Origin of the sequence: Halovivax ruber XH-70 (genome assembly GCF_000328525.1) — an archaeon.
Classification (GTDB): Archaea; Halobacteriota; Halobacteria; order Halobacteriales; family Natrialbaceae; genus Halovivax; species Halovivax ruber.
Genome location: NC_019964.1, coordinates 1,905,433 through 1,922,108, shown reverse-complemented (window position 1 = coordinate 1,922,108; position 16,676 = coordinate 1,905,433). Strand labels below are relative to the sequence as shown.

Here is a 16,676-nt window from a genome sequence, read left to right as displayed (position 1 = left end):
TTTCCGCCAGAACCTGTCTTGGATGCCGATTGTCACCCCCGCATCTTATTACCGATTCCTTCGATAGGGAAACACGAGCATGGGACGAGTGACCGTGGAACGAATGCGAGGTGTACCGTGCGGTCGGTAGTCCTGACCAAAGGTGTCCCGGACTTCAGCGAGGGAGCCGTCTCCTTCAACGAGGAGGGGCACCTCGAACGTGGCAAGACGCCGACGGTGATGAACCCGAACGACGCGTTCGCACTGCAGGCAGCGCTGCAGACGCGCGTCCGTCACGGGGGCCACGTCTCGGTCATGAGTATGGGGCCGCCCGGCTACAAGGAGGTGCTGGGCGAGGCGATGGAGTCGGTCTATGCCGACGATCTGTACCTGCTGTCCGATCGTGAATGCGCGGCTGCGGACACCTGGGCGACGGCGATCACGCTTAGTGCCGGTCTCGAGAAGTACCAGGAGGAAGTCGGCGACATCGACCTGGTGTTCGCGGGCTTCAAGACGGCAGACGGCGAGACCGGCCACACCGGTCCGCAGACGGCCTGGGCGATGGAGTGGCCGATGATCACGCACGCACTCGCACTCGACATCGAACCGGAGGCGGGTCGCTTGCGAGCCAAACGGCTCGTCGAGGGCGACGTCGACGAGATCGAGACGGTCGACGCGCCGGTGCCGAGTTTCGTCGTCGCGGATCCGGAGTTCGAACCGTCCTACCGGAAGGCCGCTCACCGCCTCGAACACAAACAGCTGCGTCGCGAGACGCGAGAGCGCGCCGAAGACTACGAGGACCACGTCACCGTCTGGGATCACCAGGATCTGAACCTCGATCCGGAAAGCATCGGTCTCGACGGCTCGCCGACGATCGTCTCGTCGGTCGATCCGATTCCGAAGGCGCCGTCGGAGCGCGAGGCGACGATGGTCGATCCCGCCGACGAAGCGGGGATGGCTTCGGTGCTAGAGGAGATGCAACCGTTCGCCGCGGGGGGTGAGTGACCATGGTGAACCCCGACGAACACACGGTGGCTGCACTGCGAGAGGTACTGGCCGACGTCGACGATCTCGAAACGCTGAGCGCCGCCCTCGAAGACGAACGCGAGAGCCAGGATCGAAAGACGGCGCGCGAGGCCATCGAGGCGCGGATGGACGAACTCCGCGAGGCAGGCGAGGTCGACGAACCAGAGACGGAGGGCGAGTACGAGGAGCCCGACGATGCCGACGAAACGGCGGCAGACGAGGAACCCGGCGACGAGTCCGACGCGGCCGACGAATCGGCCGATGAAGGGGAATCGGCCGACGAAGCGGAAACGGACGAATCGGCTGACGAAGATGAAACTGACGACGCTGCCGACGACGAGGACGAAGACGACGGCCTCAGCCACCCGACCCGGGACAAGAAGCACATTCGGGCGCTCCAGGGTGGCCACTACGAGGACATGTGGGTCTTCTGTGAGACCCAGCAGGGCGAGTTGCTCGACGTCTCGAAGGAGATGCTCGGCAAAGCCCGCGAGTTGATGGACGAGTACGCCGCGGACTACGGCGACGACGAACAGGTCGTCGCGTATCTGATGGGCGACGACTGTCGAACCCACGCCGAGGAGGCGATCCAGTACGGCGCGGACGTCGCCGTCTTCCACGACGACGACCGACTCGGGCGCTTCCTCAACACGCCGTACACGCACATTGCGTCGCACATGGCACGCGGTGAGGGGACGTTCGACGACGACAGCTGGTACGACTACGACAAACCGCGCTACGCGCTCTTCCCGGCGACGAACAACGGCCGCGACCTCTCGGCGACGGTCCAGGCCGAACTCGACTCCGGGCTGGCCTCGGACTGTTCCGACCTCTTCATCGAGGAAGAGAAGATCTCGAATCCCGTCAAGACGGGCGAACCCGGCGAGAAGAAAGTGTTCGAGAAGGTACTCCACATGAAGCGCCCGGACTTCTCCGGGTTCGAGTACTCGACGATCCTCTGTCTCGACAATCCCGACCGGGACTTTCACCCGCAGGGAGCGTCGGTCATTCCGGGAACGTTCGACGTTCCGGAGCCCGACCCCGACCGCGAGGGGCTGGTCGTCGAACACGACATGGATCTGGCCGACGAGTGGTTCGCCGTCACGGTCGAGGAGTCCGACGAACTCGACGAGGGCGTCGACCTCACCGGTCACGACGTGGTCGTTTGTCTCGGTCGCGGGATCGGCGACGCGCCGACGGAGGGCATCGAACTCGGCCTCGACCTCGCCGACGCGTTCGAGGACGCGGCGTTCGGCATCACGCGCGGTATCGTGACGTCGTCCTACCAGTTCGACGGGCACGTCGAGCAGTACACTGGTGAGGATCGTCAGATCGGCGAGACCGGTCAGGAGGTCGCCCCCGACCTCTACGTTGCGGCCGGCGTCTCGGGCGCCGTCCAGCACAAGGTCGGGATGGACGAGTCGGACACGATCGTCGCGATCAACACCAACCCGGATGCGCGGATCCGGGACTTTTCGGACTACTTCGTCGAGGGCGACCTCTTCGAGGTCCTTCCGCACCTGATCGAGGCGGTCGAGAGTGGCGAGTTGAACGTCGAGGCCGTCGCGGACGGAGGTGAGGACTGATGACTGACACTGACGAGTACGAACACTACGAGGCGATCGTCGTCGGCTGTGGGCCGGGCGGGGCCGCAGCCGCGGCGCGACTGGCGGATCACGGGGTAGAGACACTGGTGCTGGAACGCGGGGTGGAGTCGGGATCGAAGAACGTCTCCGGCGGACTGGTCTACGCGGAGCAGTCCGCGCCGTACACGATGGACGACCTCTTCGACGGCTTCCGCGAGCACGCGGCCGAACGCCCCGTGACCGACTACGAGATCCACAACGTCGCCGGAAACAAGGTGAAGTCGATCTCGCTCGAGGACCTCCACGAACACGACACCGACTGGTGTGACGCCGTCCTCCGACGCAAGATGGACTCGTGGCTCGAAGATCGTGTCCACGAGAAGACGAGCGAGACGGGCGGCGGCGTCTTGACGGGCGTTCGCGCCAACGGGTTGCTACGCGAGAACGGCGAGATCGTCGGTGTCACCTTCGACGAACTCGATCCGATCACCGCAGACGTGATCGTCGCGGCGGACGGCGTCAACTCCGAACTCGCGCGCGACGCAGGCCTGATGGACTGGGACGAACCCGACGAGTGGTTCCAGGGTGTCAAAGCAGTCGTCGAGATGGATCCCGACGCGATCGCCGATCGCTTCGATGTCGGCGAGAACGAAGGCGCGGCTCACCTCTTCTCGGGCGACCTCTTCGAGGGGGTTCGCGGCGGCGGCTTCCTCTACACCAACGAGGAGTCCCTGTCCATCGGGACCGTGTTCCACTTAGACAGCCTGGTGGCCCAGGAGGCCAATCCACACGAGTTACTCGACGCCTTGCTCACTCACCCGCTGCTCGCACAGTGGCTCGGCGACGAGTACCACGAGCGTGAGTACAGCGCGAAACTGGTGCCCGACTCGAAGAAGGTGGCCCACCCGTCACCCTACCGCGGACGGCTCCTCCTGGTCGGCGACGCCGCCGGGCAGATGCAGGCCCAGGGCCCGATCATCAAGGGGATGAACCACGCTGTCTCCGCGGGTGCGCTCGCCGCCGACGCGTTCGCGAGCACCCGCACCGAGTCGGCGCCGGACGCGGCTGGGCGCAGCTACGTCGACATGCTGGAAAAATCCGGCACGATGGACAAGCTCCGTCCCCGGCGCTATCGCCTCGCGAGCAAACTCGGCGAACACGATCTCGTCGAGCGCGTGACGAACGGCCTTCTCAAATCGAAAGTTGGTCGCGTCGCCGCGACGAATCGGCTCTCGGCGAAGCTACTCGAGAAGGCGTACAACTCCCCGTTCCTCGTCGGTATGCTCCCCGATACCAGCACCGGGTACGTGACCCTGCCGACGGTCCTCGGCGAGGAACTCGGCCGGACGGTTCACTGGGACTCCCCGGTCGAACCCCCGGCACTCGCCGAGCGAATCGGCGACCTCACGTACGATACGGACGTCGGTAACCCGCACATTCGGTTGCTGGACGAATCCTACGAGGCAAGCGGCGCGGCGGTCGCGGCCTGTCCGGTCAGCGCCGAGGACTTCGGCGGCGGCTGTTATCGCTCCGAAGTCGTCGAGACGAACGGCTCGACAGAACGGCTCGTCAGTCTCGACACGCAACCCTGTGTCGAGTGTGGAACCTGCGCCGTCGTCGCCGACACCGAGTGGGAACACCCGAGCGGCAACAAAGGAGTCGAGTTTAAACAGGGATAGTCCACAGCGTCGATTCCGTGCAATCACGGCTGGAGACGAACCGATGGGACACTGGATACGAACCGATGGGACACTGGACACGAACTCATGAAACATTGTGGCGCACGCATTTTGGCGCTGGCCCGGCAGGCCGAGCGGGATCGCCGGCGCTTTGAGCTCGACGACTGGTCGGCATCTGATCCGGAACAACGATACCTCCGTGAGGGTGCCGGACAGGCCATCTGGCTCTACGTAGAAGGTCGAACGGGTGGTCGGTTCGTTCAGTTTTCCTCAGCCGAGTACGATGCCCTGGAGGGAGCGATGAACGACTGGCTCGCGTGTTACGCGCGGGCCAGCGGTGTCGAGCTCGACGCCTCATTCACCTTGCGGACGGCGGCCGAGTTACTCCTGGAGACGCGGAATATCCACGACGTGGCCACCTTGCTTATCGACGACACCGATCGCCGTTCGGAGCGTGTGCAACGTCGCAACCCGGAGTAAGCGTACCGCTACAGTTCGAGAGGTGTGTGCATCGCAACGCGGAGCGTGCGTAGCCGTCGCTCGTCCCATTCTGCGTCGTGAAGAAATTTGGCCGGGAAAACGCTCGCCGTGTTACAGGCGGGTGACGTTGGTCGCCCGGGGGCCCTTGGGGGCCTGTTCGATGTCGAATTCGATCTCTGTGCCTTCTTCGAGGTCCGGACCGCCAACGTCTTCCATGTGGAAGAAAACGTCATCGTCCGCGTCGTCAGTCTCGATGAAACCGTAGCCGCCTGTGTCGTTGAAGAAATCAACGTTGCCTTCTGCCATTGCTTCTAAACACAACGCCGGGCCACGGATAAGACTTGCGTGGGTGCCGTTGTCGCGTGAACACACGACGCGACTGCGGTGATCATCGGTGTGTCCCGGTACCGCTCTCGGCGTCATCGAGCGCGACGGATTCGAGCGCCTGGTCGGCGTAGAACGCGACCGAGAAGTCCTGTGGACTCGGGATCGCACAGGCGAACCAGCCGAGCGCGAACGACAGCTGGACGGGGGAGGTTGCCGTCGGCGTGTGGCCGAGCGCAGCCAGTGTGAAGAGTGGGACAGCGAGGAGCAGTGGGGCGAGAGCACCAAGTTGGATCGCCCAGGTGGGCGTGGCGGGTCGGGGAGCGGGCAACACCACTGCCCAGGGCGTCCGCGCGAGCCACCTGATTGGGTGGCCATCGCGGTGAGGGAGGATCTTCACACGGTACGGAATGCCGCTCAGGTGGAGGGCGAGGGCGTGGGTTCCTTCGTGGGCGAGGAGGCCGGAACTCACGCCGAGAGCGAGCGACGCGCCGAGCAGGGTGATCTCCGGAACCATGCGCGCGAGCCACAGCGGTGAGCCCACGACAGCGGGCTGGTGGGCCCACGAGAGCGGGTGTCCACGAACTGTGTCTCGCAGCAGAGGCTGGGAAGTCGACTGCAAAACGCCTCAGGGTGTCCAGATCGCGCAGTTAAATACGGGTCGCTGTCCGACGATCGGTGGTCGGGCGCCGAGCACTCACCCGTCGGGGTCGAGCTCGACCGTGGTGAGCGAGCGATCGAGGTGACAGACGTCGTGGGGTGGGTCGCCGTGGACCGTCGCGATGCGAGCCGACGCTCCGTGCTCGATGCCGTCGGGCTCGCACAATTCGTGACTCGGGCACTCGACGTAGGGACACGGTCCGGCGAGGCTAGCCGTACTTCCGGCGAAGGAGCCGTCTTCGGGGACGTTCGCTCTGACGGTCGTCGGCTCGACTTCGACGGCGCGGACCCCGCGATCGTGGATCGCACACTCGAGTAACTGGCCGTTCTCTCTGACGTCGGTTACCCGATACCGCCGTCCGGACTCCAGCGTGAGACATTGACTCCGATACGGACAGCCGGCACAGGCATCGGCTTCGCCTTCGTAGACGAACTCCGTGCCAGGCTCGGCCAGTAGATCGCCGAGCAGTGTGATCGTCGACATGAATCCTCGTAGTCGCCGCGGCGGGTTAAGCCCGACGGGGCGACCGCCTCGTCGATCGCCGTTCCCGGCTATCGGGTCGACGATCGGCCGGTCAACTCGTCGAGCCGATCGAGGTAGCGGTCCCGGGGGACCTGATAGGCGGCCCGGTAGTCGATCTCGCCGGCAGCGAAGCGCGTCAGCAAGTCGATGGCGGTCGACTCGGCGTCGGCCTGCGACCCGACTCGCTCGACGTCCCCGACGTACACCTCGGGTTCGAGATAGAGGGTAACGAACCAGTCGTCGTCGACGGTCCGGTCGGTGGGGTTCTGCCCGGGCCGGCGCGTCCGGGCGCCGTGGGTCAGATAACACACCGGAAGGCAGGGGGCGGGGTACTCGCTGCCGTCGAAGACGTCCGGTCGGTAGGCGTAGACCGTTCGTCCGTCCGACTCGTCGTCCCAGACGACCCACCCGGGCGGAAGTTCGGTGGACGGCGTCATATCGGCCCCTTCTCCGTGCACTCGTATAGCCCCGGCGGTTGCTTCGGGGTATCAGCTGTGCGTCCGACTCGCCGGTCGGGTACATTCGACCCAGTGGGGATGGGGGAAGTTGACGCGCGCCAGTCGTCCGGCCCGAGACGTGGCAGGTGCAGGCACGCCGCTTTAGCCATCGCTTCTTGTTGTCCGGGTACGCTGCCCCTGCGAACTTGATTCCCCGGAGCGAGGGGGCGAATCGAGAGCTCATATAAACACCTTGGGGGCAAGCTTATGTGTGTGGATTACAACCATATTAAATACCACCGATATCTGTCCAACGATCGGTGCTTGCGGTATCCGGGTTCGATCGTCCCGGGTACCACGAGGAACAGTATGGTGTGTCAGCCTCTCCGTCAGCGCTGGTCCGTCCGTCCCCAGTGTCGCCGATCACGCGACCACAGCGTTCGGTGGACCCACCTGCCAGCGGGATCGGCCTCGAACCGAACGTGGTGGTCCCGCGGTGAACGGATGGACGCCGTTTCGGGCGGCCGATACGCGATTCCAGTGATACCATGACCAGTGAAACCGACACGCTCGAACGACTCAGTACCGCCTACCAGCAATCGATGCCCGCCGATCTGCGCGAGGCGAAATCGTTCGGCTGGTACCTAGACGAAGTCACCGCCGATCCGAAGATCGCTCGCAACGCCCACCAGCGCGTCGCGGACATGTTCGATCACTACGGTACGACCTACGACGACGAACGCGGCGTCGTCGAGTACCATCTGGCGTCGTTGGACCCACTCAACGACGGCGAGAACACGTTCTACGGTCGTGTCGTCCACCAGGCGATCCACGAGTTCGTCAACAAGGTCAAGTCGGGCTCGCGCCGGCTGGGGCCCGAACGCCGGATCAAACTTCTGCTGGGTCCCGTCGGCTCCGGGAAGTCACACTTCGACCGCCAGCTCCGCCGATACTTCGAAGACTACACGCTGACGGAGGACGGTCGAATGTACACGTTCCGGTGGACAAACCTCTGTGACGTCATCCGGGATCAGGACCCGTCGGACGACGTCGTCCGCTCGCCGATGAACCAGGACCCGCTCGTCCTCTTGCCGATCGAACAGCGACGCGACGTCATCGACGCGATGAACGACGGTCTCGACGCGCCGTACACGATCCAGAACGAGCAGGCGCTGGATCCGGAGAGCGAGTTCTACATGGACCGGCTGCTGGCGCACTACGAGGACGACCTCCAGGCCGTACTGGAGAATCACGTCGAGATCGTCCGATTCGTCGCCGACGAGAACAAACGCCAGGGGCTGGAGACGTTCGAACCGAAGGACAAGAAGAATCAGGACGAGACGGAGCTGACGGGGGACGTCAACTACTCGAAGATCGCCGTCTACGGCGAGTCCGACCCGCGCGCGTTCGACTACTCCGGCGCGTTCTGTAACGCGAACCGCGGCATCTTCTCCGGCGAGGAGTTGCTCAAACTCCAGCGCGAGTTCCTCTACGACTTCCTGCACGCGACCCAGGAGCAGACGATCAAGCCGAAGAACAACCCGCGGATCGACATCGACCAGGTGATCGTCGGCCGGACGAACATGCCCGAGTACAAGGACAAGAAGGGCGACGAGAAGATGGAGGCGTTCAACGACCGCACGAAGCGGATCGACTTCCCGTACGTCCTGTCCTACGAGGACGAGGCGCGCATCTATCAGAAGATGCTCGACAACGCCGACGTTCCGGATATCCACGTCGAGCCCCACACGCTGGAGATGGCCGGCCTCTTCGGCGTCCTCACCCGCGTCGAGGAGCCGGACTCGGACCGTGTCGACCTCCTCTCGAAAGCGAAAGCCTACAACGGCGAGATCGACGAGGCGACGGACGTCGACGTGAAGAAACTCCGCGAGGAGGCCGATCAGACCGCCGAAATCGGTGAGGGAATGGTCGGGATCTCTCCGCGGTTCATCGGCGACGAGATCGCAGAGGCGATCATGGATTCGAAGCATCGTGACCGGGAGTATCTCTCGCCGCTGACCGTGTTCTCGTTCTTCGAAGAGAACCTGGAGCACCACGGCTCGATCCCGGAAGCGGAGTTCGAGCGGTACTACCGCTATCTGGAGCGCGTCCGCGAGGAGTACCGCGAGCGCGCGATCGAGGACGTCCGCAACGCGCTCGCGTACGACGTCGAGGAGATCCAGCGCCAGGGCGAGAAGTACATGGATCACGTGATGGCTCACATCGACGACGCGACGATCGAGGACGAACTCACCGGCCGCGAGCAAGAACCCGACGAGACCTTCCTTCGAGCCGTCGAGGAGGAACTCGACATCCCCTCCGACCGCAAGGACGACTTCCGACAGGAGGTCTCGAACTGGGTGTCACGGCGCGCACGCGAGGGCGAGGCGTTCGACCCGACGGACAACGAACGCCTTCGTCGTGCCTTAGAACGCAAACTCTGGGAGGACAAGAAGCACAACATCAACTTCTCCGCGCTGGTCAGCGCCGGCGAGATCGACGACGAGGAGCGGTCGGCGTGGATCGACGCGCTGGTCGAACAGGGCTACTCGAAGAACGGGGCGAAGGAGGTGCTCGAGTTCGCGGGCGCCGAAGTCGCCCGCTCGGAGATCGAAGAGCAATGACGCACGGAACCGACTACGTCTCCGACGCCGACCGCACCCTGGCGGAGACGTACGAGGAGCCCCAGCGCCTGGACGCGTTCGTCGATCGCCTCTTCGAGCAGCCGACGCTCGCGGCCCACGCCTCGAAGTACCTCCTCGACGCCATCGAGGCTGCGGGGACGCGAACCGTGCTCGAAGAGGGCGAGTATCGGACGCGCTATCGCTTCTTCGACGACCCGCACAACGACGGCGAGCACGCTGTCCTCGGCAACACGGAGATGCTGAACGCGTTCGTCGACGACCTGCGCTCGATCGCTGCGGGTCGGGGCAAGGGCGAGAAACTCATCTGGTTCGAGGGACCCACGGCGACGGGGAAGTCGGAACTCAAGCGCTGTCTGATCAACGGCCTCCGAGAGTACTCGAAGACGCCCGAAGGTCGGCGCTACACGGTCGAGTGGAACGTCCGGTCGGCGACGGCGGAGGACCGCAGTCTGAGTTACGGCGTCGATCCGACCGCGGCCGACGACGAACACTGGTTCGCGAGCCCCGTCCAGACACACCCGCTCTCGGTCTTCCCCGAGGACGTCCGCGACGACCTCCTCTCGACGCTCAACGAGACGTCCGACGAATCCGTCCCGATCCGGCTGGAGACGGATCTCGACCCGTTCTCCCGTGAGGCGTTCGAGTACTTAGAAGAGCGCTACCGGAACCAGGGCGTCGATTCGCTGTTTTCGGCGATCACGGACGACCGGCATCTGCGCGTACGCAACTACGTCGTCGACGTCGGCCAGGGGATCGGCGTCCTCCACGCAGAGGACGACGGAACGCCCAAAGAACGGCTGGTCGGCTCCTGGATGCACGGCATGCTGCAGGAACTCGACTCACGCGGGCGGAAGAACCCGCAGGCCTTCTCCTACGACGGCGTACTCTCGCAGGGCAACGGCGTCCTGACGATCGTCGAAGACGCCGCCCAGCACGCCGACCTCTTACGGAAACTGCTCAACGTCCCCGACGAGGGGACGGTCAAGCTAGACAAGGGGATCGGGATGGACGTCGACACGCAACTGGTCATCATCTCCAACCCCGACCTGGAGGCCCAGCTCGATCAGCACGCCGACAAGAACGGAATGGACCCGCTGAAGGCGCTGAAGCGCCGGCTGAACAAGCGCCGCTTCCAGTACCTGACGAACCGCTCCATGGAAGCCGAACTCATCAGACGCGAGCTGACCGACGAGACGACCGTCTGGACGGCGACCGATCCCGACCAGCGAGACGAGAAGGTTCGCCAGCCGCTTTCCGTGTCGGTCACCACGGAGGCCGGTCGCACGCGAGCGCGAGAACTGGCCCCACACGCCGTCGAGGCGGCTGCGCTTTACGCCGTCGTCACCCGACTCGTTACGGAGGATCTGCCGACGGACCTCGACCTGGTCGAGAAGGCGGTGCTCTTCGACCAGGGGTATCTGCAACAGGGAGACGTTCGCCGCGAACTCGACGACTTCGCGTTCGAGGATGACGCGCCGGACGGCACACACGGCATCCCGGTGACGTACACGCGCGACGTGATCGCCGACCTCCTGCAGGAGGGGAGCGATCGTCACCACCCCGAGCTTCCCGTCGAAGACGTGGTCATGCCGCGAGACGTGCTGGACGCGATGGCCGACGGGCTCTTCGAGGCGCCGATCTTCTCCACGGGGGAGCAGTCGGAGTTCGAGTCTCGCGTCACGCCGGTTCGCGAGCACGTCTTCGGCCGACAGGAGTCGGACGTGATCGAGGCGATCATGGCCGACCGCCGCGTGGACGAGGAGACGGTCGCGGAATACGTCGAGCACGTCTACGCCTGGGAGACCGGCGAGCAACTCACCGACGACCGGAACGATCCGGTCGACCCCGACCCGCTGAAGATGAAGCTGTTCGAGGTCGAGGAGCTCGGTCGGTTCCACGAACTCGACTACGACGGAAATCGGCCAACCGAGGACGTCCGCGAGTTCCGCCAGGAGAACGTCATCACCGCACTGAACCGGTACGCCTGGGAGCACCGTGACGAGGCGTTCTCCGCGGCGGACGCTGACCTGACCGCGATTCCGGTCCTGACGGACGTCCTCGAAGAACACGACTGGGACGACGTTCGTCGCCACTACGAGGACCTCGACCCGCACGCGTGGGACGACCCGCCGAGCAATACGGAGACCGAGCGCGTCAAGTCGACGACGATCGACCGGCTGGTCGACGACTTCGGCTACTCCGTCGCCTCGGCCGAACTGACGAGTCGACACGTCATGAGCCAGGTGAGTTACCAGTGGGAGTGAGCGTCGAGAGCCGAGTGCGCCTGCAACGCATCCCGTACGATGAGGGAGGCCGGTCGGTACCCGTCGTCACACCCGATGAGGTGACTCGCGAATGGGGCTGAGAGACGACCTGGAGCGATTCCGGGCGGTCGGCGAAGACCGCCGGGAGGACCTCGCGGACTTCATCCAGTACGGCGACCTGGGCCACAGCGGCGCGGACGAGATCAACGTCCCGATCAAGATCGTCTCCCTGCCCGAGTTCGCGTACGACCGTCGTGACAGCGGGGGAGTCGGCCAGGGTGACGGCGACACGCCCGACGTGGGGCAACCGGTTGGTCAGCCACAGCCCCAGCCTGGCGACGGTGACGAGGAGGGTGACCCCGGCGAGGAGGGTGGCGAACACGAGTATTACGAGATGAACCCCGAGGAGTTCGCCCAGGAACTCGACGAGGAACTCGGCCTCGATCTCGACCCGAAGGGCAAGACGGTCGTCGAGGAGCACGAGGGCCCCTTCACGGACCTCACTCGGTCCGGGCCGAACAGTACGCTCGACGTCGAGCGCATGTTCCGCGAAGGATTGAAACGGAAGGTCGCGATGGCGTTCGACGAGGACTTCGTCCGCGAAATCTGCAAGGTCGAGGGAATCACGCCGCGCGAGGTCTTCGAGTGGGCCCGGGCCGAGCGGTTGCCCGTGTCGATGTCGTGGATCGAGCGCGCCCACGAGTCGGTCGCCGACGAGCGCGGGACGTGGGCCTCGATCGAGGAGGTCGAAGCGAACGTCGATCGCCAGCCCGTCCAGCAACGAATCCGGCGCGACGGCATCGATCACGTGCCGCTCCGCCGCGACGACGAGCGCTACCGTCACCCGGAGATCGTCGAGGAGCGCGAGCGAAACGTCGTCGTGGTGAATATCCGGGACGTCTCCGGGTCGATGCGAGAGACCAAGCGCGAACTCGTCGAGCGCGTGTTCACCCCGCTCGACTGGTATCTCACGGGCAAGTACGACACGGCGGAGTTCGTCTACATCGCCCACGACGCCGAGGCCTGGGCGGTCGAGCGCGAGGACTTCTTCGGCATCCGCTCGGGCGGCGGGACCAAGATCTCGAGCGCGTACGAACTCGCCGCCGAACTGCTCGAGGCCTACCCCTGGAGCGACTGGAACCGTTACGTCTTCGCCGCCGGCGACTCGGAGAACTCCTCCAACGACACGTCGGAGCGGGTCATCCCGCTGATGGAGGAGATCCCGGCGAACCTTCACGCCTACGTCGAGACGCAGCCGAGCGGAAACGCGATCAACGCGACCCACGCCGAAGAACTCGAGAAATACTTCGGACCGGACGCCGAGGACGTCGCCGTCACGTACGTCAACTCCGCCGACGACGTCGCCGACGCGATCTACGACATCCTCAGCACGGAGAGTGAGCCAGATGAGTAACAGTACACAGCCGCCTGGCGGTGAGTCCGATGCGTGAGCCCGACCACCGTCGCAAACGCGCGATCGCGACCGACCTCGAAGAACCGGTTACGGCGGCCCGTGAGCTCGCGGCAAAACTCGGGCTGGAGCCGTACCCAGTCCGCTACTGGATCGTCGACCACGACGAGATGAACGAACTCATCGCCTACGGGGGCTTCCAGCGTCGCTACCCGCACTGGCGCTGGGGGATGCAGTACGATCGTCAGCGAAAGCAGGACCGCTACACCGGTGCGCGGGCGTTCGAGATCGTCAACAACGACAATCCGTCCCACGCGTTCTTGCAAGAGTCGAACTCGCTGGCCGATCAGAAGGCGGTCATCACCCACGTCGAGGCCCACGCCGACTTCTTCGCGAACAACGACTGGTTCGGCCTGTTCACCGATCGACGCTCCGACTCGGGTGACGTCGACGCCGCGGCGATGCTCGAGCGCCACTCGCGGGCCATCGAGGGGTACATGGCCGATCCGGAGATCGACCGAAGCGACGTCGAGCGCTGGATCGATCACGTGCTCTCGCTCGAGGACACGATCGACCAGCACCGACCCTACCGTGGGCGCCTCGAACGTGACGTGGAGCCGCCGGATCTCGACGACGATCTGCAGGAGACGCTCGAGAACCTGGACCTCTCCCCGGAGGTGACCTCGGAAGTCTTCGACGACGAGTGGCTGGAGGCCCGCGCGGCGGACGATGGGGACGGTGACCCGTCGACGCCCGAGACGGACGTCCTCGGCTTCCTCCGCGAGTACGGCAAGGCCTACGATCACGAGGAGGAACGCGCCGTCGAACTGACCGACTGGCAGCGAGACGTGCTGGAGATGCTCCGGGAGGAAGCCTACTACTTCGCGCCCCAGCAGATGACGAAGGTGATGAACGAGGGATGGGCCGCCCTCTGGGAGTCGCGCATGATGGCCGACGAGGCCTTCGCCGGCGACGACGAGGTGGTCGAGTACGCCGATCACATGGCAAGCGTCCTGGCCTCGCCCGGGTTGAATCCCTACAGCCTGGGCCTCTCGCTCTGGCAGTACATCGAGAACGTGACCAATCGGCGGGAAGTCGTCGAACACCTGCTCCGCGTCGACGGGATCACGTGGCGGACGTTCACTGAAGATATCGACTTCGATGCCGTCCTCGAACGGCTCGAACCGCCCGCGGCGCTCGATTCGATCGATGCTGCGTCGCTCTCGGCGCTCGACACGGTCCCCGACGCGTGGGTCGATGCGGACGCACTCGAGGCAGCCCGGGCGGGTCGGATCGACGTCGACCGGTATCCGTGGCGTGTCCTCTCCTACGAGGGACTGGCTCGCAGACACTATTCGCTCGTGAAACCGGCCAACCGGGGCGTCCTCGAACGGATCGGTCGCGACCGCCTCGAGGAACTCGGTCGATACATCTTCGACGGGGATCGCTACGACTCCGTCGACGAGGCGATCGCGGCCGTCGACTTCACGGCCGGTTGGGATCGACTGTTCGATGTCCGCGAGAGTCACAACGATGTGACGTTCCTGGACGAGTTCCTGACCGCGGAGTTCGTCCGGGAGAACGACTACTTCACCTACGAGTACTCCCAGGCGACCGGCCAGTTCCACGTCGCCAGCACGGATCCCGAGGACGTCAAACGCAAACTCCTCTTGCAGTTCACCAACTTCGGCAAGCCCACCGTTTCAGTCGCTGACGGCAACTACGACAACGCCGGCGAGTTGTTGCTCGAACACGGGTACAACGGCATCGAACTCGACTTCGAGCAGGCCAAAGCCGTCCTCGAACGCGCGTTCGAACTCTGGGGGCGACCGGTGAACCTGCTGACGATCAGGAAGGAACTCGACGACCACGACGTCGAGGTGGCCAAACGTCGGAACCGGGAACCGACGCCCGAGGAGCGCGGCGTCCGTCTCCGGCACGACGGGACGGAGACGACGGTCGAACGCGTCGACTGGACCGTCGTCGAACACCTGGCTGCCGACGACGTCGATTACGACACGAAACCCGACGAGTGGCTCGCCTGAACGATTTCCACGGTAACCGATCGGCGTCTACGTCGTGGACGCGGTGTCGCGGCTTCGCAGATCACGCCGCCGTCCCGCAGTTCGTCAGCGTCCCGATTCGCTTTCGTTGTCCGTTCGTTCGATGGGATTGTCTTGAAACTCGCTCAGCGCATCTCCGGTCGCAAACCCGATCCCGGCGTCGAAATCGCTCGCGCCGAGCACGACGGCGAGCATCTCCTCGTCCGGATCACTGATCTCGACCGACGTACTCGCCGTCGCGTCGTCCCCGACGGTCTGGTCCTCGTCGAGTTCCACGCGCACCTCGTACCTTCCCGGCCCGTCCCACACGTCCTCGAACACCTGGGTGTCCTCACTGGCCTCTGTGGACGTGTTACCCTCGTCAGGTTGAGAATCGTCCCCCTCGTCCTCGTCAGCGGGTGGGGCGTCGAACGAGGCGTCGAGCACGTCCGTTCCGTCGGAATCGGTCACGACGATCGTCCCTGTCACCCGTTCGGTCGTCTCGTTGAAGATGTTCACGTCCCCCAGTACTTTGTCGCCGATCCAGTCGACCAGTGCCGTACAGCCGGCCAGCCCGGCGAGTGTAGCGCTGCCGGCGACCCCGAGCAGTTCTCGTCGCCGGACAGTCGTGTCGAACCCGCTCATTGTGTAAGCATTTCTGGTCAATATAATGAATGTTCTGTCTCCGGTCGCACGCGCCACCCGAGCATTGAACCTGTCTGGAGTGTCAGATGGCACCATGCCACGAACGGCAACCTTCGCGTTCGACGAGACGGTGACGATCGTCACCGGCGCAACTGGTTCACTCGGCACGGCCGTCGTCGACCGGTTCGTACAGGCGGGGTCGACGATCTGTGGGGTCGACCTGGCCGAACCCGAACCAGCCGACGCTGATGCGGACGACGGCCCGTTCACGGGGGCGGACCGCGTTCACTTCTACCAGGCCGATCTCACCGACGAATCCGACGTCGAGCGAGTTATTGCGGAGATCAGCGACGAGCACGGTCGCATCGACTACGTGCTGAACATCGCCGGGACCTGGCGCGGCGGGCAGCCAATCGAGGCGACGAGCGTCGACGAGTTCGATCTCCTCATGGACGTCAACCTGAAGACGGCGTTCCTGACGAGCAAACACGCGTTGCCCGCATTACAGGCGACCGAAGGCGCCATCGTCAACGTGAGCTCGCGTTCCTCGCTCGAAGGGGGTGAGGGCGACGGCCCGTACCGCATCTCGAAGGCGGGCATTCGACTGCTGACCGAGACCGTCGCCGCGGAGAATCGAGGGACCGTTCGGGCCAATAGCGTGATGCCGAGCGTGATCGACACACCGATGAACCGGGAGACGATGCCCGATGCCGATCACGACTCGTGGGTTGCTCCCGGGGAGATCGCTGACGTCGTCGCCTTCCTCTGTAGTGATGCCTCGTCGGTGACGAGCGGTGCAGCGGTACCGGTGTACGGGGAGGCGTAAACCTGGTCTGTCTGCCCCGTTGACGGCCACGAGTACGTGTTAAGGAGTCCTGGGTAACTGCCCAAACCGTCACCTGTCACCGAACGTCAGAATCGCCAGCAGGCTGCGGGTAATCCGTTCGGTATGTTGGCTAGTAGCGTGAAGTATAT

General features: G+C 64.6%; 14 protein-coding genes. 9 read left to right on the top strand and 5 right to left on the bottom strand.

The annotated features are described in order from the left end of the window. Window positions 1-117 precede the first annotated feature (117 nt). The 4 genes from HALRU_RS09110 (at window position 118) to HALRU_RS09095 (ending at window position 4,750) form a co-directional block, all read left to right on the top strand. The gene (locus HALRU_RS09110) at window positions 118-984 is read left to right on the top strand and encodes an electron transfer flavoprotein subunit beta/FixA family protein (RefSeq protein ID WP_015301103.1); all 867 of its coding nucleotides are present in this window, start codon (window positions 118-120) and stop codon (window positions 982-984) included. 2 nt (window positions 985-986) lie between these two features. Further along, complete coding sequence (locus HALRU_RS09105; protein WP_015301102.1) at window positions 987-2,591, top strand: electron transfer flavoprotein subunit alpha/FixB family protein; 1,605 nt, start codon at window positions 987-989, stop codon at window positions 2,589-2,591. Next, window positions 2,591-4,270 carry an FAD-dependent monooxygenase gene (locus tag HALRU_RS09100; protein ID WP_015301101.1) on the top strand — a complete coding sequence of 560 codons (1,680 nt, stop codon included), beginning with the start codon at window positions 2,591-2,593 and terminating at the stop codon, window positions 4,268-4,270. Before HALRU_RS09105 ends, HALRU_RS09100 begins: the two co-directional genes overlap by 1 nt. 87 nt (window positions 4,271-4,357) lie before the next feature. After that, entirely contained in the window at window positions 4,358-4,750 is a 393-nt protein-coding gene (locus tag HALRU_RS09095; protein ID WP_015301100.1) for a hypothetical protein, read from the top strand. Window positions 4,751-4,861: 111 nt separating this feature from the next. Here the strand turns inward: HALRU_RS09095 and HALRU_RS09090 are convergent, their stop codons facing one another. From HALRU_RS09090 to HALRU_RS09075, 4 genes are all read right to left on the bottom strand, one after another. After that, on the bottom strand, window positions 4,862-5,056 hold the full coding sequence (locus tag HALRU_RS09090) for a cold-shock protein (protein WP_007704472.1): 195 nt from the start codon (window positions 5,054-5,056) through the stop codon (window positions 4,862-4,864). A gap of 82 nt (window positions 5,057-5,138) precedes the next feature. Beyond that, complete coding sequence (locus tag HALRU_RS09085) at window positions 5,139-5,591, bottom strand: hypothetical protein (protein ID WP_015301099.1); 453 nt, start codon at window positions 5,589-5,591, stop codon at window positions 5,139-5,141. A 180-nt stretch (window positions 5,592-5,771) separates the two neighbouring features. Continuing rightward, on the bottom strand, window positions 5,772-6,218 hold the full coding sequence (locus HALRU_RS09080) for a UPF0179 family protein (RefSeq protein ID WP_015301098.1): 447 nt from the start codon (window positions 6,216-6,218) through the stop codon (window positions 5,772-5,774). Between the two features lie 68 nt (window positions 6,219-6,286). After that, on the bottom strand, window positions 6,287-6,694 hold the full coding sequence (locus tag HALRU_RS09075) for a DUF5820 family protein (RefSeq protein ID WP_015301097.1): 408 nt from the start codon (window positions 6,692-6,694) through the stop codon (window positions 6,287-6,289). A 548-nt stretch (window positions 6,695-7,242) separates the two neighbouring features. Between HALRU_RS09075 and HALRU_RS09070 the strand changes: the two genes are divergently transcribed. The 4 genes from HALRU_RS09070 (at window position 7,243) to HALRU_RS09055 (ending at window position 15,059) form a co-directional block, all read left to right on the top strand. Then, on the top strand, window positions 7,243-9,318 hold the full coding sequence (locus HALRU_RS09070; protein WP_015301096.1) for a PrkA family serine protein kinase: 2,076 nt from the start codon (window positions 7,243-7,245) through the stop codon (window positions 9,316-9,318). Next, window positions 9,315-11,603 carry a PrkA family serine protein kinase gene (locus HALRU_RS09065; protein ID WP_015301095.1) on the top strand — a complete coding sequence of 763 codons (2,289 nt, stop codon included), beginning with the start codon at window positions 9,315-9,317 and terminating at the stop codon, window positions 11,601-11,603. The genes HALRU_RS09070 and HALRU_RS09065 overlap by 4 nt, the downstream gene beginning before the upstream one ends. Window positions 11,604-11,694: 91 nt before the next feature. Beyond that, window positions 11,695-13,017, top strand: a complete 1,323-nt coding sequence (locus HALRU_RS09060) for a YeaH/YhbH family protein (protein WP_015301094.1) — start codon at window positions 11,695-11,697, stop codon at window positions 13,015-13,017. 29 nt (window positions 13,018-13,046) lie between these two features. Beyond that, a complete protein-coding gene (locus HALRU_RS09055; protein ID WP_015301093.1) occupies window positions 13,047-15,059 on the top strand; it encodes a SpoVR family protein in 2,013 nt (670 codons plus the stop codon). Window positions 15,060-15,143: 84 nt separating this feature from the next. Here the strand turns inward: HALRU_RS09055 and HALRU_RS09050 are convergent, their stop codons facing one another. Next, window positions 15,144-15,701, bottom strand: a complete 558-nt coding sequence (locus HALRU_RS09050; protein ID WP_015301092.1) for a hypothetical protein — start codon at window positions 15,699-15,701, stop codon at window positions 15,144-15,146. A 94-nt stretch (window positions 15,702-15,795) separates the two neighbouring features. Here HALRU_RS09050 and HALRU_RS09045 point away from each other — a divergent pair, with 94 nt between their 5' ends. Continuing rightward, window positions 15,796-16,527, top strand: coding sequence for an SDR family oxidoreductase (locus HALRU_RS09045; protein ID WP_015301091.1), 732 nt, complete (start codon window positions 15,796-15,798; stop codon window positions 16,525-16,527). Window positions 16,528-16,676 lie beyond the last annotated feature (149 nt).

Coding starts and splice junctions, on each gene's coding strand:
- HALRU_RS09105 (WP_015301102.1), top strand. CDS start 987: ATGGTGAACCCCGACGAACACACGGTGGCTGCACTGCGAGAGGTACTG.
- HALRU_RS09100 (WP_015301101.1), top strand. CDS start 2,591: ATGACTGACACTGACGAGTACGAACACTACGAGGCGATCGTCGTCGGC.
- HALRU_RS09095 (WP_015301100.1), top strand. CDS start 4,358: ATGAAACATTGTGGCGCACGCATTTTGGCGCTGGCCCGGCAGGCCGAG.
- HALRU_RS09090 (WP_007704472.1), bottom strand. CDS start 5,056: ATGGCAGAAGGCAACGTTGATTTCTTCAACGACACAGGCGGCTACGGT.
- HALRU_RS09085 (WP_015301099.1), bottom strand. CDS start 5,591: ATGGTTCCGGAGATCACCCTGCTCGGCGCGTCGCTCGCTCTCGGCGTG.
- HALRU_RS09080 (WP_015301098.1), bottom strand. CDS start 6,218: ATGTCGACGATCACACTGCTCGGCGATCTACTGGCCGAGCCTGGCACG.
- HALRU_RS09075 (WP_015301097.1), bottom strand. CDS start 6,694: ATGACGCCGTCCACCGAACTTCCGCCCGGGTGGGTCGTCTGGGACGAC.
- HALRU_RS09070 (WP_015301096.1), top strand. CDS start 7,243: ATGACCAGTGAAACCGACACGCTCGAACGACTCAGTACCGCCTACCAG.
- HALRU_RS09065 (WP_015301095.1), top strand. CDS start 9,315: ATGACGCACGGAACCGACTACGTCTCCGACGCCGACCGCACCCTGGCG.
- HALRU_RS09060 (WP_015301094.1), top strand. CDS start 11,695: ATGGGGCTGAGAGACGACCTGGAGCGATTCCGGGCGGTCGGCGAAGAC.
- HALRU_RS09055 (WP_015301093.1), top strand. CDS start 13,047: ATGCGTGAGCCCGACCACCGTCGCAAACGCGCGATCGCGACCGACCTC.
- HALRU_RS09050 (WP_015301092.1), bottom strand. CDS start 15,701: ATGAGCGGGTTCGACACGACTGTCCGGCGACGAGAACTGCTCGGGGTC.
- HALRU_RS09045 (WP_015301091.1), top strand. CDS start 15,796: ATGCCACGAACGGCAACCTTCGCGTTCGACGAGACGGTGACGATCGTC.